Consider the following 26970-nt stretch of genomic DNA (forward strand, 5'->3'; position numbering starts at 1 on the left):
GGAAAAAAATGAAAAATGCTCTTATCAGTGTCTCAGATAAAACTGGAATTGTAGAATTTGCTCAAGGATTAATATCGGTAGGTTATTCAATCATTTCGACTGGTGGAACATATAAGAAATTACAGGAAAATGGAATTACAGTGACTGAAATTGATGAAGTTACTGGATTCCCAGAAATACTTGATGGTCGGGTTAAGACCCTACATCCCAAAGTTCATGCTGGTTTATTGGCGAAGCGCTCAGATTCAAAACATATGGAAACTTTAAAAAATATGGGCATCGAGACGATTGACCTTGTTTGTGTAAATTTATATCCATTTAAAGAAACAATTTCAAAAGAAGATGTTAAACTGGCAGATGCAATCGAACAAATAGACATCGGCGGTCCTTCCATGTTACGTTCCGCATCAAAAAATTTTGAAAGTGTTTATGTTGTAACTGACAAGAATGATTATTCGACAGTTCTAAATGAAATTAAGAAAGCTTCTGATGATCAAATTACATACAGACAATTGTTGGCTGCCAAGGCATTTAGACATACGGCTGAATATGATGGTATTATTTCAAGTTATTTGACTGATATTTCAACAGAAGAATTTCCAGAATCAAAAACGATTCCTTTGGAGTTCAAGCAATCATTACGATACGGTGAGAATTCACACCAATTAGCTGCCTTTTACAAAAATTCTATGCCGACCGAATATTCTATTGCTTCTGCACAACAATTACATGGGAAAGAATTGTCATTTAATAATATTCGTGATGCTGATGCGGCAATTAGAATTGTCTCAGATTTTGATATGCCATGTGTAGTTGCACTTAAGCATATGAATCCTTGTGGAATTGGAACAGATTCAGATGATATTTATTCTGCTTGGAAAAAAGCATACGAAGCCGATACTATGTCAATCTTTGGTGGTATTGTGGTAGTCAATCGTGAAGTTGATGAGAGAATTGCCAATGAAATGCATAAAATATTTTTAGAAATTGTTATTGCCCCAAGTTTTTCTACTGAGGCATTGGAGATTTTGGAATCAAAAAAAAACATTAGATTATTGACTTTAGACTTTGATAAGGCTAGTCAAGCGGATAAATTCGATTATACTTCCGTACTGGGTGGATTGCTCATGCAAGAACGTGATACTACAATTGATTCTCTTGATGATTTTGAAGTGGTTACTAAAAAGCAACCAACAGATGAAGAACTTAATGCCTTATTATTTGGTCAAAAAGTTGTTAAACATGTTAAGAGCAATGCAATCGTTGTAACAACGACTGATATGACACTTGGTATTGGTGCGGGCCAAATGAATCGAATTGGATCTGTAAAAATTGCAATTACCCAGGCGGAGGATACCTTTAAGGATAATCAAAAATGTCCTTTAATTTTGGCTTCTGACGCATTCTTCCCAATGGATGATTGTGTTAAGTATGCTGCTGAACATGGGATTACAGCGATTGTTCAACCAGGTGGATCGATTCATGATCAGGATTCTATTGATATGGCCGATAAGTATGGAATCGCTATGGTTTGTACCGGGCGAAGACATTTTAAACATTAGATCAGGAGTGTGGATATGAGAGTATTAGTAATTGGCTCCGGTGCTAGAGAAGATGCTATTTGTAAGTCACTTATGAAAAAAACAGAAAATGATATTTTCTGTGCTCCGGGAAATGTCGGTATGCGTTTATTTAATATTAAAACAATTAATATAGCAGAAAATGATTTTGCTAAACTTACCGATTTTGTAATTGAAATGGGAATTGACTATACAATAGTTGGACCAGAACTACCTTTAAATGAGGGAATAGTAGACTATTTTGAAGAAAAAGGATTAAAGATCTTTGGCCCAAATCAAAAATCAGCTCAAATCGAAAGCTCAAAGCTATTTTCTAAGAATTTGATGAAGGCGGCCCATATACCGACAGCCCTTTATAAGGAGTTTACTGACGCAAAACTTGCTAATGAAGAATTAAAAAAATCGAAATTACCGATTGTGGTCAAGACCGATAGTCTAGCAGGCGGCAAAGGTGTATATATCATAAACGACTTGGTAAATGGTGGCCGAATAATAGAAGAATTATTGATTGAACATAAATATCAGACAGAGAGGATAATCATTGAAGAATTTTTAAGTGGTGAAGAATTTTCTTTGATGGCATTTGTTCAAGGAGATAATTTATATCCTATGCCGATAGCTCAAGATTATAAACGGAAATCAGATGGGGATAAGGGTAGCAATACAGGCGGTATGGGAGCTGTTTGTCCTGTTAAAAATATCAATCAAAGTATAGTTTCTGATGCATATGAAAATATCTTAAAACCTTTTGTTAAAGAAATGAATCGGCAAGGTTTTGATTATACTGGAGTTTTATATGCAGGATTGATTTTGACAGATTCAGGATTAAAAGTTATAGAATTCAATGTAAGGTTCGGTGATCCTGAGACTGAAGTAGTGATACCAAGGATCAAATCAAATTTATCTGAAGTAATATTTGGACTTTTAAATAATGAAATACTAGATATTGAATGGAAAAGTAAGGGAACTGATTTAGGAGTTTTTGTTGCTAGTCAAGGATATCCAGAGGATCCAAAAGTTGGTAATGTTATTGATTCTAAGAAGAAATTTTTGAATTATTCAGGTGAAATAAATTTTGCCAGCATAGATGAAGAAGATGAGAATCTTTTAACTAACGGTGGAAGGCTATTCTGTATTCACGCACATGCAGATGATTTGCCTGAGGCACAAAATAATATTTATTCATTTTTAGATAATATAGATACAACTAATATTTTTTTCCGTCATGATATTGGTAAAAATTCGATATCAGAATAGGTATAATCCATAAGGGGTTATGCCTATTTTTATCTATAAATTAAGTACTCTAATAACTTTTGACTTGCCAGAGACATTGTTTGAAGATTTTTGGCCGCTACAGATATTTGTCGGTAAAGTGGTTTGGATAATGGTTTAGCTAATATTTTATAGGAACATCTTTGTAGGATCAATTTTGGTAAGATGCTAACTCCTAATCCATTTTCTACCATGGACATGATCGCATAATCGTCCCACGTGGTGAATTGTATATCAGGATGAATACTGTTTTCTTTAAAATAATCATGTAAAAAAGAATTCCCATTTTTGTCTAATAGAATAAATTTAATATCATTCAGTTTGTCCGTTGGGAATTCAGAGTAATCTTTAAAGGGACTGTCCTCAGGTAATACTACCATTAGCGGATCTTGTTCAAGTTGAATAGTATCAAATTTCTTAGATGCCGGAGTTCTAATAAAGCCTAAGTCGACTCGACCATTTGCAATCCATTCTTCAATTTCGTGATAATCACCTAAAAGCAATTCGAATTCTATTTTAGGATAATCTTTCTTGAAAGCGGACATTATTTTTGGTAGCCAATGAGTTGCGACACTTGAAAAGGTTCCTATCCTTACTGTACCTGATTGTAATCCGTTCAATCCGTCAACGGCAGTCATCAGTTTTTGGTAATCATTATTTAAATTTTTAATATATGAATACAAGAATTTGCCATCAGATGTTAATGATAAACCAGACTTGTTGCGTTCAAGTAGAGAAATATTCCATTCTTTTTCAAGATCGGAAATCATTCTACTAATTCCTGACTGAGAATAATTCAATTTTGTGGCTGCTTTAGTAAAGCTCCCCAATTCGATAGTTTCAACAAAGGCAATGTATTTTTGTAAATTGGTATCCATTTAGTAAGCTCCTATACATCTGAAATTGTAATGCTTGATATGATAAACATTCACTTTTGTAATTAATGATCTCATGTTAACCTAATTGTGAAATGAATTAAAGAAATGAGATGAACAATTTGTTTTATATTAGTGATATTAAAAAAACGCGTCCTAAGAAATGTACAACTTTGTTGCAAGGGAAAGTCTATGATACTTTAGATAAATTGAAACTTTCTTATATGCGAGTGCATACTGATGAGGCTATCACAATGGACGATTGTACCCTAATCGATAAAAAGCTAGATATGAAGATGGTAAAAACACTATTTTTATGTAATCAAAAGAAGACATCGTTTTACTTGTTTATTACTACGGGTGATAAAAAATTTAAATCTAAGGATTTCAGCCATGCTTTAGATATTTCAAGAGTTTCTTTTGCACCTAAAGAATTAATGAATGAAATCATAGGTACAAAGATTGGTGCGGCAACTATATATAGTGCACTGATTGATGAAAATAATGATGTAAAAATTGTTATAGATAAGGATATAGTCAACGAAGAGTGGTATGGATGCTCTGATGGTACGACAACCGGATATATGAAAATTAGTACAGATGATATAATCAGAAAGTTTTTACCAATAACTCATCATACGCCGGCGATTATTGAAGTTTAGAATTAAAAAGCCTTATGAATGACTGAAATTGATCAGTTATCACAAGGCTTTTTAATTTAGAATATTTCGGAACGATATAATCCAACTACTTTTCCTAATATTTCAACGTTGTTTAGAATAATGGGGTCCATAGTGTCATTTTCTGGTTGCAGTCTGTAATGATCTTCTTCTTGGTAGAATCTCTTGCAGGTAGCTTCAATATCTTCAGTCATAGCAATAACAATCTCACCGTTATTTGCAGTATTTTGTGAGTGGACAATTACGTAATCTCCATCAAAAATACCGATATTAATCATACTTTCTCCATGAACTTCCAACATAAATAATTCACCTGAATCACGATTTAAATCGGGTGGAACAGGGAAGTAACCATCTGGATTTCTTTCAGCCGTGATAGGTTGTCCTGCGGCAACAGCACCGAGAATAGGAATTTGTGTTGACTTTATGCCGATAGAATTTAATCCAGCAGTAGTCAGTTCGATAGCTCTTGGTTTTGTAGGATCACGTTGGATGAAACCCTTTTTCTCCAAGCGGGATAAATGGCCATGAACAGTTGATGTTGAAGATAGATCGACTGCCTCACAGATTTCTCTGACCGTTGGAGGATATCCGTGATCATCTAAATAATCATGGATACATTGTAAAATTTGGGATTGTTTAGAAATCTCGACTTTTGACATTAAAACACCTCATTGTTAGTATCTTATTTAGATTGTATCAAAATTATGGTACAAATTCAAACAAGTGTTCGCTATACAGGGGTGTTTATTAATGAAAGAGCAAGAAGAACTAATTGCTAAGATAAATGAGCTAGCTAATAAGGCTAAGACTGGCACAATTACACATGAGGAAGAGAAACAGCAGGCCGTTTTGCGTGAAAAATATTTGGAAAATTTCAGAGCAAGTTTTCGTTCACAAATAGAAATGATGAAAGTGTATGATAAAGAGGGAAAAGAAGTAACTCCTAATAAAGTTAAAGAAATTCAACGTAAAAAGGGATTACGTGACGATTAGTCTTTTAATTTAGTGAGTTTTTTTGTAGTATTATTAAATGTATAGAAAGGGTGAACGATAAATGTTGACAATTATTCTTGTCGCAATCATTGCTTTATTAGCGGGATTGGCTGCAGGTTTCTTTATTGCTAGATGGTACATGAAGAAGTACTTTGAAGAAAATCCACCAATCAGTCCAGATATGATCAAACAAATGATGGCACAAATGGGACAAAAGCCTTCACAAAAGAAACTTAACCAAGTGATGAGCTCAATGAAAGCCCAACAAAAGAAAAAGAAATAAAAAAACTAGACACAATGTCTAGTTTTTTTATTTCTTATTTTTAACAGGTACATATACAAAGCTGGGGTCAATTTCTTTATCGATATCCTTCCAACCCTGTTCCATGTCTTCGTTTACTTTTTTAGTTTGTTCTTCATCTAATTTTGCCTTAAAATCAAAATCGATCTCTGGTCCTACACCAATAGTTATTTGTTGATGCTTTAATAGCCCAGAAAATTTTAAAGGTCCTTGATAAACGAAGGGCACTAATGGAGCTTTTGAAAGTTTGGCAATTAATGATGCACCACCCTTTAAATCTTCAGAATAACGTGTCCCAGATGGGAACATGATCAAAACTTGACCTTTATTCTTCAGTGCTTTAACTGGAGTTTTGATAACTGAAGGTCCAGGATGTTTACGATCAACTGGAAAGGCATGTGCATGATTTAAAATAAAGCGGATAATTGGATTTTTGAATAGTTCTATTTTAGCCATAAAAGTGGCCTCTCTTGGCGCAATAACAAGAGCAAAGAAAACAGGCTCCCACCAAGTTCTATGAGGTGCCACGATGATATACGGGCCGTCAGGAAGATTCTCTTTTCCAACAACATTGAATCTACCATTTAAAATGAAAACTAATCCCTTAACAAAAGCTCGGATAAATTTATAAAACATAAAGTTATCATTCTCCCTAAAATTAATTTTACTTAAATAAAATACCATAAAGTAGGTACATAATGTCCAATTTGTCTCAAGATATCATTTCAAACAGTGGTGTGCGTATTTTTCAAGATAAGCAACTCTATTCTTTTAATCTAGATACTATATTACTCTATAACTTCGCGAAACCTGCGAAAAAAGGTACTGTTGTTGATCTATGTTCAGGCAACGGTGCTATCGGGCTGACTTTGACGCAAAAAACTAAAGCAACGATATACTTAGTTGAATTACAAAAAAAATTATCAGATTTAGCTCAAATGGGTATTAAGGAAAATAATTTGGTTGATCAAGTAATACCGATCAATGATGACCTGAAAAATATTCAAAATTACATTTCACATGATACTGTAGATTCAATTGTTTGCAATCCACCATATTTTACAGTTGAAAATAATTCAAAAATAAAAGACAATCCAGTCCTAGCGATTGCTCGACACGAAATCAAAACTGATTTATTCAAAGTCTTGATTACTGCCAAGGTTTTACTTAAAGAAAATTCTCATTTATTTATGGTTTATCGACCGGAAAGGTTAAGCGAGCTGTTCAAAGATATGCTGGACAATAGACTACAGCCTAAGAGAATACGTTTTGTTAGATCTACTAAACGTAAGAATGCTAACTTGGTCCTAGTAGATGCGATTAAAACCGTTAAATCGGCTTCATTGAAAATTGAACCAGATCTTGTTGTTTATCAAGATGGAGAATTTACTAAGGAGGCAAAATCAATCATTGAAGGATAGTTATTATGTTTATCTGCTTTTGTGTGCGGATCATACTTTTTATATTGGAACTAGCAACAATGTTGAAAAGCGTGTTAAAACGCATAATTCAGGTAAGGGAGCTAAGTATACTAAAACTAGACGACCAGTCCAGTTACTTTACACTGAAACATTACCTGACAAATCGTCAGCCTTAAAACGTGAAATTGAATTAAAAAAATTTACTCGTTCAAAAAAAGAAAAATTATTATTGAATGCTGGAATAAATTGGCGTAACTACTTGATTAAATAGTCTTTTTTCTATATAATATTTGCTTGTATTGAATACACACACTTAACGATTTTGTTGACGGTGCGCTTATGCGTGTCAACGGAATACGACTTAAGTGGAGGTAAAAACCAGGAGGAATTTTTTATGTCAGTTATTTCTATGAAACAACTACTTGAAGCCGGTGTACATTTTGGACACCAAACAAGACGTTGGAACCCTAAGATGAAGCCATTTATTTTTACACAAAGAAATGGTATTTACATCATTGATTTACAAAAAACAGTTCGCATGATCGACGATGCTTACAACTATATGAAGGCCGTTGCCGGTGATGATGGTATCTTCTTGTTTGTTGGTACAAAGAAGCAAGCTCAAGATGCAATCGAAGAAGAAGCACAACGTGCGGGTCAATACTACGTTAACCATCGTTGGTTAGGTGGTACTTTGACTAACTGGAACACAATCCAAAAACGTATTAAGAGATTAAAGGATCTTAAGACAATGGCTGAAGATGGTACATTCGAACGCCTACCTAAGAAAGAAGTTGCCTTACTAACAAAACAACAAGCTAAGTTAGAGAAGTTCCTTGGTGGTATCGAAGATATGCCAAGAATTCCTGATGTTATGTTTATTGTTGATCCACATAAAGAAAACATTGCTGTTAACGAAGCTAAGAAACTTAATATTCCTATCGTTGCTATGGTTGATACAAATACTGACCCTGACGATATCGATGTTATTATCCCTTCAAATGATGATGCCATCCGTGCTGTTCGTTTGATTGTTTCTAAGATGGCTGATGCTATCGTTGAAGGTCGTCAAGGTGAAGACGATATCTCAAGTGATGATTTTAATAAAGATCAAGCACAAGGTGATAAATCTATTGAAAATGTTGCTGAATCATCAGATAATAGTAACGAAAAATAAAAATTAATAACTGTGAATAGAGTCATCTGAATAAGATGGCTTTATTTTACGACTGGAGGATAATTGATGGCTAAAATAACTGCTGCTCAAGTTAAGGAATTACGTGATAAAACAAGTGTTGGTATGATGGATGCTAAAAAGGCTTTAGTTGCCGCTGATGGGGACATGCAAAAAGCTATTGACGAATTACGTGAAAAAGGTATTGCTAAGGCTGCTAAGAAAAGCGGTCGTATCGCTGCTGAAGGATTAGCTGAAATTGTTATTTCTGGTAACAAAGCTGCTATTTACGAAGTTAATTCAGAAACTGATTTTGTCTCTTCAAATGATAAGTTTAAGGATCTTGTTACTAAGATCGGTAAGGCTCTTGTTGAAAGCGAACCAAAATCAATGGACGAAGCTTTGGCACTTAAGACTGACGGTAGCGAAACAATAAATGATGCTATTACAGGATTAACAGCCGTTATTGGTGAAAAAATCACTTTGAGACGTTTCCATATTGTTGAAAAGAATGATTCACAAGTATTCGGTTCATACTTACATAATGGTGGTTTGATTGCTGCACTTACACTTCTAAATGGTTCTGATGAAGAAGTCGCTAAAGATGTTGCAATGCATGTTGCTGCTATCAATCCTACATATCTTAATCGTGATGCCGTACCTGATGATGTTTTGGAACATGAAAAGAAGATTTTCACTGAAGAAACAAAAGCTGAAGGTAAGCCTGAAAAGATTGTTCCAAGAATCGTTGAAGGACGTCTAAACAAATATCTATCAGAAATTAGTTTGGCTGATCAAGAATTTGTTAAGGATTCAGATATGACTGTTCAACAATATGTTGAATCAAAGAAGAGTTCATTAGTATCTTACGTTCGCTTTGAAGTTGGCGAAGGTATTGAAAAAGCTCAAGATAACTTTGTTGACGAAGTTATGAATCAAATCAAGTAATTAATTTTTTTGATAGGGGATCGCTTAATTCATATGAATTAAACGGTCTTTTCTTGTATAATCAGCCTTTTTTAATGAAAAATAGCTGATTAATATAATTTAGCGTAATCTATTATGTTAAAATGTTTAGTAGCAAATTTAAAGGAGAGTACTATGCCTGATATCAAGTATAAAAGAATAATTTTAAAAGTTTCTGGTGAGGCTTTGGCTGGAGAAAAAGGGTTTGGAATCAACCCACCTGTTATTAAAAAGATTGCGGAACAAATCAAGAGTATCCACGAATTAGGAGTTGAAATTGCTATCGTCTGTGGTGGTGGTAATATTTGGCGTGGAGAAACTGGTGCTGAAATGGGAATGGATCGTGCCCAAGCTGATTATATGGGTATGATGGCCACTGTTATGAATGGTTTAGCATTACAAGATGGATTGGAACAATTAAACGTCCCTACGCGCGTTCAGACGTCTATTGAAATGCGTCAAGTTGCTGAACCATATATCAGAAGAAGAGCCGTTAGACATCTCCAAAAGGGCCGTGTTGTAATTTTTGCTGGTGGGACTGGTAATCCATATTTCTCAACTGATACTACATCCGTATTGAGAGCTGCTGAAATTGAAGCTGATGTTATCTTGATGGCTAAGAATAATGTTGACGGTGTTTATTCAGCCGATCCTAAGAAAGATCCAAACGCTAAGAAATATGATGAATTAACACAACTTGATATTATTAATAAGAACTTAGGTGTAATGGATTCTACTGCGTCATCATTGTCAATGGACAATAATATTCCATTGATCGTGTTTAATTTGAACAAGCCTGAGAACATCAAACGTGTTGTTCAAGGAGAAAATATAGGAACTATTATAAAGGGTGGTAAAGATGACTGATAATATAGCTGTTTCAAAAGCAAAAGAAAATATGACAAAATCTATTGACGTTTTAAGTAGAGCACTTGCTAACATCCGTGCTGGAAAAGCTAATGCGTCCATTTTGAATAATATTAAAGTTTTTTATTATGGTACAGAAGTTCCACTAAACCAAGTTGCATCTATTAATATTCCTGAGGCACGTGTTCTGCTGGTAACTCCTTATGATAAGACTGCTTTGGATGACATCGAGCATGCTATTAATGCGTCAGATTTAGGATTGAATCCTGCTAATGATGGAAATGTTATTAGATTGGTGATCCCTCAGCTAACTGGTGAACGCAGACAAGAAATTGCCAAACAAGTTGGTAAGGAAGCTGAAGAAACACGTGTCGCTGTTAGAAATGTCAGAAGGGATGCTATGGATGACATTAAAAAACAACAAAAAAATGGTGACATTACAGAAGATGGTCTGCATGATTTAGAAGATACAATTCAAAAAGTTACTGACAAGGCCGTTTCTGATGTTAATGCACTTGCTGAGGCTAAAGAAAAGGAAATTACTGAAGGGTAACCTTCAGTTTCTTATTTATGGCAGATCTAAATAATAGTAAACAAAATTCTGATTTGAGGGTTCCAAAACATATAGCAATCATTATGGATGGTAATGGACGCTGGGCAAAACGTCTAGGTCAGCCAAGAATTGCTGGTCATAAAGAGGGCATGAACAACGTCAAACGTATTGCTATCGCCGCAAATAATCTTGGCGTCAATGTTTTGAGCCTCTATGCTTTTTCTACTGAAAATTGGACTCGTCCTAGCAAAGAAGTTAATTTCTTGATGCGTCTTCCAGTAGATTTTTTTGGTACTTTTATGCCTGATTTGATCAAAGAAAATATTAGGGTAATGGTGACAGGATTTACTGATAAACTTCCTGCTAAAACAAGGAAGGCTGTTTTTGATGCGGTAGAAGATACCAAGCAAAATACTGGCATGATTTTAAATTTTGCCTTTAACTATGGTGGACGAGCTGAGATAGTTCATGCTGCCAAAATGTTAGCAATTAAAGTTAAAAATGACGAAATTGATCCAGAAAATATTGATGATGAGTCATTTTCTGAACAATTATTAACTGGTCCTTTAGGTGATCTAGCTGATCCTGATTTATTGATCAGAACTAGTGGCGAGGAACGAATCTCTAACTTTATGCTGTGGCAAATGGCATATAGTGAGATGGTTTTCGATGAAACATATTGGCCAGATTTTACAGCTGATAATTTAGTTGAGGATATTAAGATTTTTAATGATAGAGACAGAAGATTCGGATCTGTTTAACTGGGGGAATATTATGAGACAACGTGTAATTACGGCAGTAATAGCGTTAGCAATCTTTATTCCAATTCTATATTTTGGTGGAATTTGGTTGGAAATTGCTTCCGTTGTACTTGCAGCGGTTGGTGTATTTGAGATTTATATCATGAGAAAAAGAATTATTGTATCAATTGATTTTATTTTAACGATTTTAGGAACATTAGCTCTAGCAGTTCCAATTAGTTTTTATCGTGGATGGTCGCCAAAGGGTTTCTCGAGATTGGATACTTTTTATATTTTTGCCGTACTTTTACTAATAGTCACGGTTTTAACTAAAAATAAATTTAATTTTGAAGATGCTTCTGTTTCGGTCATTTCAATGATATATATTGGTACTGGTTTTCATTACCTGGCCTCTGTTAGAAATTCAAGCGGTGGTTTAGGACTATTGATGTTTGCATTAATCGTTGTTTGGTCAACAGATATCTTCGCTTATACATTTGGTCGTAAGATCGGTAAACACAAATTATGGCCAGCAATTAGTCCTAATAAAACTTGGGAGGGCACAATTGCAGGAATTATTTCTGCCCTAGTATTGTCAGGCATTTATATGTACTTTGTACCTCAAAAGTATTCATTGGTAACAATGCTATTGATTGCATTAGTTTTATCGGCCTTTGGACAAATGGGCGATTTGATCGAGTCCGCATACAAGAGATATTACAAAGTTAAAGATTCAGGAAATATTTTACCTGGACATGGTGGAATCTTAGATAGATTTGACAGTATGTTGATCGTATTGCCACTATTACATGTTTTTGGTTTAGTTTAGAGGTTTGTGGAGGTTAAAATGACCGCAATAATTACATTTATTATTGTCTTTGGGATATTAGTGGTTGTCCATGAGTTTGGACATTACTATGCTGCTAAAAAATCAGGTATTTTAGTACGTGAGTTTTCAGTTGGTATGGGCCCAAAGCTTTATGCATATCGGAAGAATAATACAACATACACATTGCGGCTCTTACCGTTAGGTGGATATGTCAGAATGGCCGGAGCACAAGAAGACGATTCTGAGATTAAGCCAGGAACGATGGCCTCTTTAGTGATTAATGGTGACAAAGTTACAAAAATCATCACATCAAGCAAAGTTTATGATGCACAAGCAGTACCCGTTCAAATATCAAAGGCCGATTTGGTCGATGATTTAACTATTGAAGGTTATGAGAACGGTGATGAATCAGAAATGAAACATTATGATGTCGATCATGACGCAACAATTGTTGAAGAAGATGGTACTGAAGTACAAATTGCTCCAAGAGATGTTCAGCTTCAATCGGTTTCTGTTTGGAAGAGAATGATCACTAATTTTGCTGGGCCATTCAATAACTTTATTTTGGCAATTGTCTGTGCCATTATTGCTGCGTTCATGATGAATGGTATTCCCATGGGGACCAATCAATTAGGACATATCGAAAGTAATAGTGTAGCTAAGACAGCTGGATTAAAAAGTAATGATAAAATTCTCGCCGTAGGGAACAAAACCACTTCGAATTGGACTACTTTAACTGAGACTATTCGAGATAATCCAGGGAAAAAGGTCGATTTGAAGGTTGAATCAAATGGTAAAACTAAACACGTGTCAGTCACACCTAAGACGGTTAAGGTTTCTGGTCAGAAGTATGGACAATTGGGGATCATGGCCAAGAAGGATTACAGTTTAGGTGCAAAGATCAAGTATGGATTTACATCCAGCTGGCAAACAACCGTATCTATCTTCCAAGTACTTGGTAAGATGGCTTCGGGTGGATTTAATATCAACCAATTATCCGGTCCAGTCGGAATTTATTCGATGACATCACAAGTTGCATCACAAGGGATAATTAATATTATTCTATTCATGTCGATGCTTTCACTAAACTTAGGGATTGTTAATTTGATACCAATTCCAGCCTTAGATGGTGGGAAGATCTTATTAAATATAATTGAAATTATTAGACGTAAACCAATTCCTGAAGAGTATGAAAATATCATTACCTTGGTCGGGGTCGGCATCCTAGTATTATTAATGGTTGCCGTTACATGGAATGATATTCAACGTTTCTTTATAAAATAGGTGGGGAGAATCAGGTATGAAACAATCCAGACTTTATATTCCAACATTGAAACAAACACCTAACGATGCTGAAGCAATCAGTCATAAGTTGATGTTGAGAGCAGGCTATATCAGACCAGTATCTACTGGTATATATGCTTTTCTACCACTCGCTTGGTCGGTTATTCATAAGATTGAAACAATTATCCGTCGAGAAATGGATAATATTGATGCTGCAGAATTACGAATGCCAATTCTCTTACCTGCTGAGTTGTGGGAGGAAAGTGGTCGCATTAAAACGTATGGTGAGGGTCTGTTTAAATTGGAAGATCGTCATAAAAGAGAGTTCATACTAGGTCCGACTCATGAAGAAACAATTACAACGATTATTAAAGAATATTTGAATAGCTATAAAAAATTACCGATGGTCCTGTATCAAATGCAAAATAAATATCGAGATGGTGATTCAACTAAATTTGGATTATTACAAAGCCGAGAGTTCTTAATGGCTGATGCGTATTCATTCAGTGCTAATCTTGAGCAATTAGATACTATGTATACTCAAATGGAGCAAGCTTATCGAAATATTTTTGAACAATTAGATTTGGATTTTCGAGTTATTCAAGGTAATGCTGATTTAATGGGTGGAACTGAAACTAAAGAATTTTCAGCTTTAGCAAAGATTGGTTCAGATATCATTGTTTATTCAGATGAAAGTGATTACTCAGCAAATTTAGAGATGGCTGCAAGTAAACTAACGGGCAATCCGGTTGAGGACAATCAGAAATCTGCTTTAATCGAAACACCTGATGTCCATACCATTGCTGCACTGGCATCTTTTTTGAAAATAGATGAAACTAAAATTATGAAGGCCGTTGCTTATATGGCTGATGATAAACCTGTTTTGGTTATGATCAGAGGAGATTTTGAAGTTAACAGTTTTAAAGTTAAAAACTTTCTTAAAGCGAATTTCTTAGAGGTGGCCACTCCTCAAGAGGTTGTTAAAAAATTTGGTAGCACTCCAGGGTTTATTGGCCCTAAAGGCTTAAATGAAGATGTTGAAGTATTGTATGATAGTTCTCTAGAGGAGTTAACTAATTTTGCCGTTGGTCCTAATATTAGGAATAAACATCTTATGAATGCCAATTTTGAAGATATTACTGACGAGAAACCTATTTTTCATGATTTACGTGTTGTAAAAGAGGGTGAAGGATCCCCAGATGGATATGGAAAGATTGAGTTCACCAATGGGATTAAGATCGCCAGTATCTTTAAATTAGGGACCAAATTTTCTCAAGACTTTGGTGCTGACTTTTTAGATGAGGATGGCAAGTCACAACCTATTATTATGGGATCTTACGGAATTAGTATTTCGCGAGTACTATCTGCAGTTATTGAGCAGCATAATGATGAAAGTGGTATTGTTTGGCCAGCTAGTCTGGCACCTTATCAGGTACATGTGATACCGATCAAGTATTCTGACGATGTTCAAAGACGATTAAGTGATGAAATTGTTCAACTGCTAAAGGATGAAAATTTTGATGTCTTAATTGATGATCGTAATGAACGCCCTGGTGTGAAATTTGCAGATTCAGATTTAATCGGAATACCAATCAGAGTTACTATCGGAAAAAAAGCAGCAGATTCAATTGTTGAATTAAAAATCAGGAGTACTGGTGAAACAATTGAAGTTAATAAAGATGAATTAGTAAATTCAGTAAAAATATTGCTTAAGAATCAGTAAATGAGGCTTAGGCCTTTTTTATTTTTTGAAGGGTAGAATATGTCAGATAAAAATCAACTTTTTAAAATTTTAATTAAACAAATCAAATTAGATAACTTATTAGAAGAAGATACACTATTTAATACTGCAATTTTAAATAAATTAGATGTCCACAAAGTTTCAAAAAAGTGGGTCTTCTTCTTTGAGTTTGAGGATGTATTACCATTCAATGAGTTTAAGGTCTTCACTGAATCATTAAAAGATTCATTTGATGGAATTGCTACAGTTGATTGGGAATTCTCGACAACAAAGGCGCATCTAGATGAGAAAAAGATCCGGGACTATTGGGATTTTGTATTGCAAACCGCTAAACTCAATTCACCCGTCGTTTCACAATTAATGAGACAAACTCCTCCGAAAATGGAAAATGGTCAACTCTTTTTGACAGTTTCCAATGGTTTCATAGCTGATTTTATGAATGGCGATTTGACAAAACAAATACAAGATGAGTATCGCAGTTTGGGATTTCCTGATTTTAAAATTCATATCAATGTTGATGAAGAAAAGTCTAAAGAAAGTTTAAAGGCTTTACAGTCAGCAAATGAAGAAAAAACTAAGCAATTTCAAACTAAAGCTCAAGAAATTAGCCAAAGTAAGACAAAGAAAGTTTCTGGTAATATCTCCAAAGTAGGTCGTAAGATTCCGGATGATCAGGAAATTACGCAAATGATCGATATTATTGAAGAAGATCGTAATAAAGTTGTTGAAGGGAATATTTTCAATAAGGATGTTAGAAAACTAAAATCTGGCCGTTCACTATTGATCATCAAAGTAACTGACTATACTTCTTCATTTAGTATTAAGAAATTTTCAAATGGTGAAGATGATGAAGCTTTTTTTGAAGAATTGAGTGAAGGCGCTTGGATTCGAGTTCGTGGAAGTATTCAAGAAGATAATTTCTCCCGTGAATTAGTAATTATGGCCAATGATATTAATATTATTAAGCATCCGGAACGTCAAGATACAGCCGATGATGATAATAAAAGAATTGAATTACACGCTCATACTAATATGAGTCAGATGGATGCAATTCCCAGTGCTACAGATTTAGTTAAGCGTGCTAGTCAATGGGGGCAAAAGGCGATTGCCATTACTGACCATCGTGCCTTACAGGCCTTTCCAGAAGCATATAGTGCTGGTCAAAAATTTGGTGTAAAAATTGCATATGGTGTTGAAGTTGATTTGGTTGATGAAGGGAACCCTATTGCCTATAATTTGCGAGATGAGAATCTTAAAGATGCTGAATATGTGATTTTTGATGTGGAAACAACGGGTCTTTCGGCCGTTTATGACAGTATTATTGAGCTTGCTGCAACTAAAATGAAGGACGGAGAAATCATTGCTTCATTTGATGAGTTTATTAATCCGGGTCAAGAACTATCAGAATTCACAACGAATTTGACAAGTATCACGAATGATATGGTTAAAAATGCTCCTGAAGAAAAAATTATTATTCAAAAATTTATTGATTTTGTTGGAGATGACGTACTTGTCGGACACAATGTTACATTTGATATTGGATTCTTAAACTCAGCTTTAACTAGAATGGATCAAGCTAGAGTATCTGTTCCAGTAATTGATACTTTGGAGATGTCCCGTACGCTTCATTCCGAATATCGTAATCATAAATTAGATTCACTAGCTAAACGTTACAATATTGTTTTGGAACATCATCACCGTGCCAATGCAGATGCCGAAACAACTGGATATTTGATGTATAAGTTGTTTGAAGAAATGGAAAAAAACTTCGATACAACTAATATATCTCAGTTAAATGACCATGTTGGTGGGGATGAAGCTTATAAGCAGGCTCGTCCAAGTCATGCTATTTTGTTAGCCCAGACTCAAGAAGGTCTGAAGAATATGTTCAAGATTGTTTCGTATTCAATGACTGAATATTATTATCGAACAGCCCGTGTACCAAGACGACTTTTGAACAAATATCGTAAAGGTATTTTAGTTGGTTCGGCATGTAAAGACGGTGAGGTCTTTAATACAATGATGCAAAAGGGTTACGAAGATACACGTGAAGTTGCCCGATACTATGATTATCTTGAAGTCATGCCAAAACCTGTTTACCAACATTTGCTTGATATTAAATTGATCAAAGATGAATCAGGTTTGGAAGAAATTCTTAAAAATATTATTAAACTCGGTAAAGAAATTAATAAACCAGTTGTCGCTACTGGGGATGTTCATTATCTTGATCCTCATGACAAAGTTTATCGAGATATCGTTATTAAAGCCGTTAAGAGTAATCCTTTGGCACGTCAAGTTTTACCCGATGTTCAATTTAGAACTACTAATGAAATGTTTGATGAATTTGACTTCTTAGACAAAACAACTGAACAAGAATTGATCGTCGATAATCCAGCTAAAATAATAGATATGATTGATGAAATTTCTCCGGTTAAGGACAAGTTGTACACCCCCAAAATGGAGGGCGCTGAAGAAGAAATTCGCAGTTTAACTATGAATAAAGCTCACGAACTATATGGTGATGATTTGCCCAAAATTGTTCAAGAACGTATGGATAAAGAGCTTAAAAGTATTATTGGTAATGGATTCTCGGTTATTTATTTAATTTCTCAACGTCTAGTTTATAAATCAAATAAGGATGGATACTTGGTAGGTTCTCGTGGATCGGTTGGTTCAAGTTTCGTTGCTACAATGACTGGTATCACCGAAGTTAATCCGTTAGCGCCACATTACCGCTGCCCAAAATGTAAATACTCTGAATTCTTTACAAAAGGTGAAGTTGGTTCAGGATTTGATTTGCCAGATAAGAAATGTCCGAAATGTGGCACTGAATTAAAAAAAGATGGACAAGATATTCCTTTTGAAACCTTCTTAGGTTTTAAAGGTGATAAAGTTCCTGATATTGATTTAAACTTCTCTGGTGACTATCAACCAGTTGCACATAATTATACGAAGGTACTGTTTGGTGAAGATCATGTGTTTAGAGCCGGAACTATTGGTACTATTGCTGATCGAACAGCGTTTGGTTATGTAAAAAATTATGAGGAATTGACTGAACAACAATTCAGAAACGCCGAAGAAGAACGTCTTGCTATGGGTTCAACTGGTGTCAAGAGAACTACCGGACAGCATCCGGCTGGTATTATTGTTGTGCCGGATTATATGGATATTTTTGACTTCACACCAATTCAATACCCAGCCGATGATCAAAATGCCGCATGGAAGACAACACATTTTGACTTTCATTCAATTCATGATAATATCTTGAAACTTGATATTTTGGGACATGATGATCCTACCATGATCCGTACGTTACAAGATTTATCGGGTATTGATCCATTGACCATTCCTGTTGATGATCCTGAAGTTATGGCACTGTTCTCAGGAACAGAGTCGTTAGGTGTTAAACCTGAACAAATCTTTTCTAAGACAGGTACACTAGGTGTTCCAGAATTTGGTACTCGTTTTGTTCGTGGAATGCTAGAAAAAACGCATCCAACGACATTTGCTGAATTATTACAAATTTCAGGTTTGTCTCATGGTACTGATGTTTGGCTGGGTAATGCTGAAGAATTGATCGATAAAGGTGTTGTTACGTTAAAGGAAGTTATCGGTTGTCGTGACAATATCATGATGGATTTGATTCACTGGGGTATGGATTCACAGATTGCTTTCCAAATTATGGAACATGTTCGTAAGGGACGTGGTATTCCAGATGAATGGAAACAACAGATGAAGGATGCTGACGTGCCAGATTGGTATATTGAATCTTGTTTGAAGATCAAGTATATGTTCCCTAAGGCTCATGCGACTGCCTATATTCTGATGGCTTTACGAATTGCATACTTCAAGGTTCACTATCCGCTCTATTATTACAGTGCCTATTTCTCAGTTCGTGCCGACGATTTTGATCTCGTATCGATGACCATTGGTAAACAGGCTATCAAAGATGCAATGAAAGCTATCAATGATAAAGGGATGGATGCGTCTACTAAGGAAAAAAATTTGTTGACCGTTTTGGAATTGGCTAATGAATGTGTTGAACGTGGTTTTACTATTAAAATGGTAGATTTAGAAAAATCTGATGCCTTTGAATTTAAAATTATCGACGATACAACATTGTTAGCACCATTCAATGCAATTCCTGGTTTGGGTGATAACGTTGCCAAACAAATCGTTGCTGCCCGTGAAGAACAACCATTCTTGTCTAAAGAGGATCTTGGTACTCGTGGAAAAGTTTCTAAAACTATCATTGAATATATGACAGATAATCATGTTTTAGATGGAATGCCAGACGAAAATCAACTCTCCCTCTTCTAGTATCAGGGCTTCAGGTTGCTTTCGTTTCACAAATGTGTTAAATTACTACTAGTTAATTATTGATTTGAGTGAGCAGCAATGCTCACTCTTTTTATTGCCGATTACTTTGGAGGAGTGTTTTTGAATACAAAAGTTGATGAATTAAAAGCCATTTTACAACCTATCTTGGATCAACATGATTTCTTTTTAGTTGATTTGGAGTTGGTGCACGAACATGGCGACTGGTATTTAAGAGTTTATGCAGATAAGAAGGGCGGAATCAGTATCGATGATTGTGCTGTAATTAGTGAGGAGTTTGGAGAGAAGTTGGATGAATTAGATCCAATCGATCCTGCTTATTACTTGGAAGTTTCTTCACCAGGTGCAGAACGTCCTTTAAAAAATGATGAAAGTCTTTCCAATTATGAAGGTGATTATGTCAACGTCTCTTTATATCAAAAAATAGATGGAAATAAGGCTTTTGAAGGAACTTTAACGAAAGTAACCGAAGAACAAATAGCTTTAGACTATAAAATCAAAAATATTCATAAGCAAGTTGAGATAAGTCGAGATAAAATTGCTAAAATTCGACTTGCCATTGAATTCTAAAGATTGAGAGTTTTTAGAAATTTAGAAACTCGTTAAGGAGAATAGCATGAGTAAAGAAATGATCGATGCACTTGATGCGTTGGAATCCGAAAAAGGTATTAAAAAAGAATACGTGATCGAATCTTTAGAAGCAGCTTTAGTTGCAGCTTACAAACGTAACTATAATCAAGCTCAAAATGTTGATGTTGAGTTTGATGCCAAAAAGGGTAACATTCACGTGTATGCTGTCAAAGAAGTGGTTGAAGAATCGGTTGATGACAGATTGGAAATCAGTTTTCCCGAAGCACAAAAAAAGAGTAAGGGTTATGAAATAGGCGATCATATAAAGGAAGAAGTTACTCCAAAGGACTTCGGACGAATCGCTGCCCAAACGGCTAAGCAAGTAATTATGCAACGTGTTAGAGAGGCTGAACGAGATGTAATTTATAACGAATACAGCCAATATGAACACGAAATTATTCAAGGAATTGTTGAACGAAGCGACAATCGTTTTGTTTATATTAACTTTGGTAAGATTGAAGCTGTTATGTCAAAGGCTGATCAAATGCCTGGTGAAATATATAATCCTCGTGACCGAATCAGAGTTTATGTTACTAAGGTAGAAAATGCTACAAAGGGTCCACAAGTATTTGTTTCAAGAACCGACCCAGGTTTGGTCAAGAGATTATTTGAACAAGAGGTTCCAGAAATATATGATGGAACGGTTGAGATCGTTTCGATTGCTCGTGAAGCTGGAGATAGAACTAAGATCGCGGTTAAATCAGATAATGCTGACGTTGATCCAGTGGGTACTTGTGTTGGTCCTAAGGGTGCTCGTGTTCAAGCAGTCGTTGATGAATTAAATGGTGAAAATATTGACGTAGTACCATATGTTGACGATCCAATTGATTTTATTGCAAATGCTTTGAATCCTGCTGAAGTTATTGCAGTTCAATTTGACGGTGATAATAAGAAGCAATGTATGGTTATTGTTCCTGACTACCATTTGTCATTAGCAATTGGTAAAAAGGGTCAAAATGCTCGTTTGGCCGCTAAATTAACTGGTTATAAGATAGATATCAAACCAGAATCACAAGTTGAATTCGTTGATGATAACGATCAAGATGTAGATATTGACGATATTGATAAGAACGATTCCGATTCTGAATAATTAGGGGGTGATTGATTTGGCAACTCGTAAAATACCCATGCGTAAAGATATTTTAACAAGCAAGATGTATCCAAAAAGAGAAATGGTTCGAATCGTTAAGGACAAGGACGGAAATATTTCCATTGATCCAACAGGAAAGAAAGCCGGGAGAGGTGCTTATGTAGGTTTGGATCCTGAAGCTGTGAAAAAAGCTAAATCACAAAAGATTTTGGAAAAAGTATTTTCACATGCCGTACCAAGTGAATTCTATGATGAACTATTCGATTTTGTAGATCATCAAAAAGCCAGAATGGATTTATTTGGGGATTTGGGTAAGAAACATTGAGAGATAAGTTTCTAGGTTTTTTAGGAATAGTTCTAAGATCTGGTAATATGGTCAGTGGAACAGATTTAACACTTCAAGGAATTCGCAATAAGAGTGTTAAACTAGTAGTGATGGCTAGTGACTGCAGTGATAGAACTAAGAAAGATTTAACTAATAAGACAGAATATTATCAAGTACCATTAATAACAGAGTTTACAAGTTATGAAATTAAAAAGTCTATTGGAAAAGATAGAAAAGTTATTGGAATAACAGACTTAAAAATGGCTAAAAGGTTGAGTGAACTTATGGAAAACTAAGGAGAGTGATAGGATGGCCAAAAAACGAATCTATACTATTGCAAAAGAAAATAACGTCGATAACCAAGTTGTAATTGACGCCGCCGAAAAACTAGGAATGGATGTAAAGAATCATATGTCATCTGTTGATGAAAATAGTGAATCAAAAATTGTTAACAGTCTTAAGAAACCTGCTAACCATAGTGTAAAGAGTACAAGTGGCAATACTAATAATACTCATACAAATAATGCCAATACTGTTAAGAAAGAAAGCACGACTTCTTCAAATAGCAGTAACAGTAATAGCAATGGTCAACACAAGACTAAAATTAAGATTACAGCTGTAAGAAGAGATGCCACTAAGAGTAATAAGGGACATTTCGACCACAACAATAATCATAATAGTAACAACCATCGTGAAAATAATAATAACCATGGTTCGGTAAATTCAAGTAATAGTAGACAACATACAAGTACTAACAGCAACAATAATAGAAACGATAATCGTACTAATAGTAATAATAGTGGTACAAATAATCGTCCATATAATAACAGCAATAATCGTTCTAACAATAATAATAATCGACCAAATAACGATCGTCGCAATAATCAATCACGTGACAATCGTAATAACAGAAATGTTAGAACTGCACAAACACAACAAGCTCCAAGACCAAGACAAAGTGCTGGAAACAAGTATCTAGAACAATATAAGACAAATATTCAAGATGCTAGTCGTGCAACAACACCAAGTCGTCCTAGAAACAACAATAACCACAACAGCGCCAACCGTAATAATCACAACAATAGTAATAACAATAGCCGTCCTAATAACAATAACAACAACAGACGTTTTAATAACACTAATAATAGTGGTAACAATAGCAATACTAGTAATAATCGTCCTAATAATAACCACAGCAATAATAACAACAATAATGTTAGAAAACCTGTTGAAGCTAGTAAATCACAATCCGCTCCAAAGACAACTGCACATACAGCTGAAGTTCCAAAACCAGAATACAAGAAGCCAAAGGCAACAAATAATCGTGATTTTGGTCATAAACAAAACTTGGCTAATCCTTTCGGATCTCGTAAGAAGAAGAAGGAAAGAAAGAGACAACAACGTCAACGTAGCAATGAACCTAAAAAGGTTATGCCACAAAGAAAAGAACGTCCATTACCAGAAACACTTGTTTATTCAGTTGGTATGAATGCCCAAGATATTGGTAAATTGTTGCATCGTGAACCAGCTGAGATTGTTAAGAAACTATTTATGCTTGGAATTATGATCAACCAAAATCAATCCTTAGATAAGGATACGATTGAATTATTGACTACAGACTATGGTATTAACGCTGAAGAAAAAGTTGAAGAAGATATCGCTGATATTGACCAATACTTTGAAGAAGAAACTAAGAGTACAGAGCACTTAGTTCCAAGACCTCCAGTTGTTACAATCATGGGACACGTTGATCATGGTAAGACAACACTATTGGATCACTTGAGACATACTCACGTTACAGCTAGTGAAGCTGGTGGTATTACTCAACATATTGGTGCTTACCAAGTAAGATTACAAGAACGCTTAATTACATTCTTGGATACACCAGGACATGCTGCATTTACTAATATGCGTGCTCGTGGTGCTGATATTACTGATATCGTTATCTTAGTTGTTGCAGCTGATGATGGTGTTATGCCTCAGACTATTGAAGCTATCAACCATGCTAAAGCCGCTAATGATCCTATTATCGTTGCCGTTAATAAGATTGATAAACCGGGTGCCAACCCACAACACGTAATTGAACAATTGATGGAATATGAACTTATTCCTGAAAGTTACGGTGGTGATACGATCTTTGTTGAAATTTCCGCTAAGGAAGGAACAAACATTGATCAACTACTAGAAATGGTTCTTTTACAAGCTGATGTGCTTGAACTTAAGGCTAACCCTGATCAAAAAGCTGTCGGTACAGTTATCGAAGCCAAACTTGATAAGGGTCGTGGACCAGTTGCATCATTATTGGTACAACAAGGTACACTTCATGTTGGAGATCCAGTTGTTGTTGGTAATACTTTTGGTCGTGTCAGAACCATGACTAATTACAATGGTAAAGAAGTTAAGAAAGCTACACCATCAGAGCCAGTTGAAATTACTGGTTTAAATGATGTTCCAGAATCAGCTGATAAGTTTGTTGTCTTTGCAGATGAAAAGACAGCTCGTGCGGCTGGTGAAGAGCGTGCTAGTCGTGCTATTCAAAAGGAACGTCAAAACACTAACCCTGTAACACTTGATAACTTGTTCGAAACAATGAAAGAAGGAGAGCTTAAGAAGGTCGACGTTATTATTAAGGCCGATGTTCAAGGTTCTGTTGAAGCCATTGCTGGAAGTTTGAAGAAGATCGAGGTTGAAGGTGTTCGTGTAAATATTATTCATCAGGCCGTAGGTGCTATTACTGAAAGTGATGTTAACCTTGCTTCTGCAAGTAATGCTATCATCATTGGATTTAATGTACGTCCTACTGCTCAAGCTCGTATTCAAGCTAAAGATGAAAATGTTGATATTCGTTTACATAGAGTTATCTATCAAGCAATTGATGAAATTGAAGCCGCTATGAAGGGTATGCTTGAACCAGTTTATAAAGAAAAGATCACTGGTAATTTATCTGTTCGTGAAACATACAATGTTTCTAAGATCGGTACGATTGCTGGATGTATTGTAAATACTGGTAGTATTACTCGTGATTCAGGTATTCGTTTGATCAGAGACAGTATCGTTGTCTACGAAGGAAAACTTGCTTCACTTAAACGTTTCAAGGACGATGCCAAAGAAGTTAAGGCAGGATTCGAATGTGGTGTTACAATCGAAAACTACAATGACATTAAAATTGGTGATGAAATTGAAGCCTATGTGATGGAAGAAGTTCCAGTCAAATAGGAGATGATAATATGGTAAAACATCGAATTGGTCGTGTAGAACAAGAAATACAAAAAGAAGTAAATGATATTTTACTTAAACGTATTCGTGATCCACGAGTTCAAGGTGTAACTGTAACAGGTGTTGAGATGACAGGTGACTTGCAACAAGCCACAATTTACTACAGTATTCTTTCTGAGAAGGCTAGTGACGTCGAAAAGACTCAAGCTGGTTTGGATAAAGCTAAAGGCTTGATCAGAAAAGAACTTGGTTCACGTCTAACACTTTATAAAGTTCCAGAATTAGAATTTAAACAAGATCAGTCTATTCGCTATGGTGAAAAAATTGATCGTTTAATTGCTAAATTACATCAAGACGAAGCAGATCGTTAAAATGAAAAATACCCGCCGAAATGAAAATTTCGACAGGTATTTTTTTTTCATGTTAGAATTCAATTTATAGGGGGAACAAATATGGATACTAAAGAGATACTTGCGCAAACCTTAAAAAATTTAATGATTAAAATTCCAGTTGATAAAATTACAATCAATATTCTAACAAATGAGGCAAAAGTTGCTCGAAATACTTTCTATTATCATTTTGATGATATTAAATCAATTTTGGAATGGATCTATGCCCGTGAAATTGTCGTGCAATTGGCCGCTTACCAAAGACAATCAAACTGGACTGATGGATTTAAGACTTTATTAGGCTATATTTATGATAATCGTAAATTTTGTTTGAATACATTTAGATCAACTAATAGATCGTTTTTAGAACATTTTCTCTATCGTTTGGCCTTTGATATGGTATCTGGCGTTGTTATGGATCTAGAGCCTGATTGTGACGCCAATTTGCGTGATGAGATCAGTAACTTTTATGGGCGTGCTTTGACTAGTCAAGTAATTCAATGGTTGGTAACTGATATGAAAGAATCAGAATATGAATTTGTTGAACGAATGGATCGTATGCTTGGCGGAACGATTGAAGCAGTTGTTAAAAGAAATTATCAAAGTTTGGACAAGTGAGTGTCTTTGACCATATGAAGAACTCTAGAAACCGGTTACAATTTAATTGTGAATTAGATAACTAAGTTAACCGGAGGCGATTATAATGTTCTTATTTCAAAATATTACTGCAATAGATTGGTTAATGTGGATTGCTGTTATTGCAGCATTAATGTTATTGAACGAAGCCGCACGAGCTAATAAGTGGGTTGGACTGGCACTTTTTGTGGCTGTACCTATTATTTTAACAATTTTTGTTTGGCCCAAGACTGCCGGAGCTGGTAGCAGTACGGGTACATGGTTTCATTGGGTAAAAGTTTATTCGGCATTGGCAGGATGTTTAGGATTTATGGCTTTGAGATTTATTCCTAAACTGCAGAATAATAAGTGGATGCTTATGTTCCCACCAATTATTTTATCGGTTAATATCATGGAAGCTGTATTCAGAGATTTCCAAGTTTATGGATTACATGGAATGGTTGACGGCGTCTTTATGAATGGTGGAGTATGGAATATCATGAATGGGATCGCTGGAATCATTAATATTATTACGATAACTGGTTGGATGGGAATCATTATTAGTCGTGATAAACAAAAGGACATGATTTGGCCTGATCAAATTTGGCCATGGATCATTGCCTATGATGTATGGAACTTTGCTTATGTTTACAATTGTGTTGGTGATCATTCATTTTACGCAGGAGCGGCATTACTTCTTTCATGTACTATTGCTGCATTCTTTATTAAGAAGGGCTCCTGGTTACAGGCACGTGCTCAAACGTTAGCATTTTGGATGATGTTTACGATGAGTTTCCCAGCTTTTGTAACTGATTCTCAATTTGCAGTTCAGAGTTCTCACAACAGTACAGCACTTATGACAATCAGTGCATTGGCATTGTTGATTAATATGGCTGTTTTAGGATTACATATTTATCGAGTTGTCAAATTACGTAGGAATCCTTTGAAAGACTCGATATACGCTGGAACTAGAGCGCATGACCAAGTAGTGGCAGATAATTTGGATAGTGATAAGTTCCCTAATGATTCAAATACAAAAGATTCAAGTAGGAAAGATTCAGCTTTGATTTGATTTTAAAAATCAT

25 protein-coding genes and 3 pseudogenes are annotated in these 26970 nt (G+C 35.2%); 25 read left to right on the plus strand and 3 right to left on the minus strand.

The genetic code is table 11. The features are described 5' to 3' along the window. Positions 1-8 precede the first annotated feature (8 nt). Both purH and purD read left to right on the plus strand, forming a co-directional pair. Positions 9-1562, plus strand: coding sequence for a bifunctional phosphoribosylaminoimidazolecarboxamide formyltransferase/IMP cyclohydrolase (gene purH / locus EKM64_RS03885; protein ID WP_125675791.1), 1554 nt, complete (start codon positions 9-11; stop codon positions 1560-1562). Positions 1563-1577: 15 nt separating this feature from the next. Next, positions 1578-2837: a phosphoribosylamine--glycine ligase gene (gene purD, locus EKM64_RS03890; RefSeq protein ID WP_125675793.1), complete on the plus strand. Its 1260-nt coding sequence runs from the start codon at positions 1578-1580 to the stop codon at positions 2835-2837. A 29-nt stretch (positions 2838-2866) separates the two neighbouring features. On the opposite strand, the gene EKM64_RS03895 is transcribed toward purD, so the two are convergent. Continuing rightward, entirely contained in the window at positions 2867-3733 is an 867-nt protein-coding gene (locus tag EKM64_RS03895; protein ID WP_125675795.1) for a LysR family transcriptional regulator, read from the minus strand. Between the two features lie 110 nt (positions 3734-3843). Between EKM64_RS03895 and EKM64_RS03900 the strand changes: the two genes are divergently transcribed. Beyond that, complete coding sequence (locus EKM64_RS03900) at positions 3844-4392, plus strand: prolyl-tRNA synthetase associated domain-containing protein (RefSeq protein WP_225420944.1); 549 nt, start codon at positions 3844-3846, stop codon at positions 4390-4392. A gap of 56 nt (positions 4393-4448) precedes the next feature. On the opposite strand, the gene lexA is transcribed toward EKM64_RS03900, so the two are convergent. Next, complete coding sequence (gene lexA / locus EKM64_RS03905; protein WP_125675797.1) at positions 4449-5072, minus strand: transcriptional repressor LexA; 624 nt, start codon at positions 5070-5072, stop codon at positions 4449-4451. A gap of 91 nt (positions 5073-5163) precedes the next feature. On the opposite strand from lexA, the gene EKM64_RS03910 reads away from it, so the two are divergent. Together EKM64_RS03910 and EKM64_RS03915 are read left to right on the plus strand one after the other, a co-directional pair. Continuing rightward, positions 5164-5406 carry a DUF896 domain-containing protein gene (locus EKM64_RS03910; protein ID WP_125675799.1) on the plus strand — a complete coding sequence of 81 codons (243 nt, stop codon included), beginning with the start codon at positions 5164-5166 and terminating at the stop codon, positions 5404-5406. A 61-nt stretch (positions 5407-5467) separates the two neighbouring features. After that, complete coding sequence (locus EKM64_RS03915; RefSeq protein WP_057763709.1) at positions 5468-5689, plus strand: YneF family protein; 222 nt, start codon at positions 5468-5470, stop codon at positions 5687-5689. Positions 5690-5716: 27 nt separating this feature from the next. On the opposite strand, the gene EKM64_RS03920 is transcribed toward EKM64_RS03915, so the two are convergent. Continuing rightward, the gene (locus EKM64_RS03920) at positions 5717-6343 is read right to left on the minus strand and encodes a lysophospholipid acyltransferase family protein (protein ID WP_125675801.1); all 627 of its coding nucleotides are present in this window, start codon (positions 6341-6343) and stop codon (positions 5717-5719) included. Between the two features lie 62 nt (positions 6344-6405). Here EKM64_RS03920 and EKM64_RS03925 point away from each other — a divergent pair, with 62 nt between their 5' ends. The 20 genes and pseudogenes from EKM64_RS03925 to EKM64_RS04015 all read left to right on the plus strand — a co-directional run bounded on the left by EKM64_RS03925 (position 6406) and on the right by EKM64_RS04015 (position 26957). Beyond that, entirely contained in the window at positions 6406-7128 is a 723-nt protein-coding gene (locus tag EKM64_RS03925) for a tRNA1(Val) (adenine(37)-N6)-methyltransferase (RefSeq protein WP_125675803.1), read from the plus strand. After that, the gene (locus EKM64_RS03930; protein WP_225420945.1) at positions 7118-7399 is read left to right on the plus strand and encodes a GIY-YIG nuclease family protein; all 282 of its coding nucleotides are present in this window, start codon (positions 7118-7120) and stop codon (positions 7397-7399) included. Before EKM64_RS03925 ends, EKM64_RS03930 begins: the two co-directional genes overlap by 11 nt. Before the next feature lie 123 nt (positions 7400-7522). Next, the gene (rpsB, locus tag EKM64_RS03935) at positions 7523-8305 is read left to right on the plus strand and encodes a 30S ribosomal protein S2 (RefSeq protein ID WP_125675807.1); all 783 of its coding nucleotides are present in this window, start codon (positions 7523-7525) and stop codon (positions 8303-8305) included. A 66-nt stretch (positions 8306-8371) separates the two neighbouring features. Continuing rightward, complete coding sequence (gene tsf / locus EKM64_RS03940) at positions 8372-9250, plus strand: translation elongation factor Ts (RefSeq protein WP_125675809.1); 879 nt, start codon at positions 8372-8374, stop codon at positions 9248-9250. Between the two features lie 153 nt (positions 9251-9403). Then, positions 9404-10135, plus strand: coding sequence for a UMP kinase (gene pyrH / locus EKM64_RS03945; protein ID WP_125675811.1), 732 nt, complete (start codon positions 9404-9406; stop codon positions 10133-10135). Continuing rightward, the gene (gene frr, locus EKM64_RS03950) at positions 10128-10688 is read left to right on the plus strand and encodes a ribosome recycling factor (protein WP_125675813.1); all 561 of its coding nucleotides are present in this window, start codon (positions 10128-10130) and stop codon (positions 10686-10688) included. Before pyrH ends, frr begins: the two co-directional genes overlap by 8 nt. A 17-nt stretch (positions 10689-10705) precedes the next feature. Beyond that, positions 10706-11449: an isoprenyl transferase gene (locus EKM64_RS03955; protein WP_125675815.1), complete on the plus strand. Its 744-nt coding sequence runs from the start codon at positions 10706-10708 to the stop codon at positions 11447-11449. A gap of 13 nt (positions 11450-11462) precedes the next feature. Beyond that, entirely contained in the window at positions 11463-12257 is a 795-nt protein-coding gene (locus tag EKM64_RS03960; protein WP_125675817.1) for a phosphatidate cytidylyltransferase, read from the plus strand. A gap of 18 nt (positions 12258-12275) precedes the next feature. Further along, on the plus strand, positions 12276-13541 hold the full coding sequence (rseP, locus tag EKM64_RS03965; RefSeq protein ID WP_125675819.1) for an RIP metalloprotease RseP: 1266 nt from the start codon (positions 12276-12278) through the stop codon (positions 13539-13541). A gap of 16 nt (positions 13542-13557) precedes the next feature. Then, positions 13558-15264, plus strand: a complete 1707-nt coding sequence (locus tag EKM64_RS03970) for a proline--tRNA ligase (protein ID WP_125675821.1) — start codon at positions 13558-13560, stop codon at positions 15262-15264. 39 nt (positions 15265-15303) lie between these two features. Then, entirely contained in the window at positions 15304-19602 is a 4299-nt protein-coding gene (locus tag EKM64_RS03975; RefSeq protein WP_125675823.1) for a PolC-type DNA polymerase III, read from the plus strand. Between the two features lie 120 nt (positions 19603-19722). Continuing rightward, positions 19723-20190: a ribosome maturation factor RimP gene (gene rimP, locus EKM64_RS03980; RefSeq protein ID WP_125675825.1), complete on the plus strand. Its 468-nt coding sequence runs from the start codon at positions 19723-19725 to the stop codon at positions 20188-20190. 46 nt (positions 20191-20236) lie between these two features. Further along, a pseudogene (nusA, locus tag EKM64_RS03985) lies at positions 20237-21289 on the plus strand (transcription termination factor NusA); the annotation flags it as partial. 67 nt (positions 21290-21356) lie between these two features. Beyond that, complete coding sequence (gene rnpM, locus EKM64_RS03990) at positions 21357-21665, plus strand: RNase P modulator RnpM (RefSeq protein WP_125675826.1); 309 nt, start codon at positions 21357-21359, stop codon at positions 21663-21665. Continuing rightward, positions 21662-21961, plus strand: coding sequence for a L7Ae/L30e/S12e/Gadd45 family ribosomal protein (locus EKM64_RS03995; protein ID WP_125675828.1), 300 nt, complete (start codon positions 21662-21664; stop codon positions 21959-21961). Before rnpM ends, EKM64_RS03995 begins: the two co-directional genes overlap by 4 nt. Positions 21962-21974: 13 nt before the next feature. Then, positions 21975-22052 (plus strand): annotated as a pseudogene (locus EKM64_RS11730) (hypothetical protein); the annotation flags it as partial. A gap of 198 nt (positions 22053-22250) precedes the next feature. Continuing rightward, positions 22251-24881 (plus strand): annotated as a pseudogene (gene infB / locus EKM64_RS04000) (translation initiation factor IF-2); the annotation flags it as partial. Between the two features lie 11 nt (positions 24882-24892). Next, the gene (rbfA, locus tag EKM64_RS04005; protein ID WP_125675832.1) at positions 24893-25252 is read left to right on the plus strand and encodes a 30S ribosome-binding factor RbfA; all 360 of its coding nucleotides are present in this window, start codon (positions 24893-24895) and stop codon (positions 25250-25252) included. An 81-nt stretch (positions 25253-25333) separates the two neighbouring features. Further along, positions 25334-25888, plus strand: coding sequence for a TetR/AcrR family transcriptional regulator (locus EKM64_RS04010; protein ID WP_125675834.1), 555 nt, complete (start codon positions 25334-25336; stop codon positions 25886-25888). Between the two features lie 85 nt (positions 25889-25973). Next, positions 25974-26957 carry a DUF5692 family protein gene (locus tag EKM64_RS04015; protein ID WP_225420946.1) on the plus strand — a complete coding sequence of 328 codons (984 nt, stop codon included), beginning with the start codon at positions 25974-25976 and terminating at the stop codon, positions 26955-26957. Positions 26958-26970 lie beyond the last annotated feature (13 nt).

This window comes from Companilactobacillus keshanensis, from assembly GCF_003946205.1.
GTDB lineage: Bacteria > Bacillota > Bacilli > Lactobacillales > Lactobacillaceae > Companilactobacillus > Companilactobacillus keshanensis.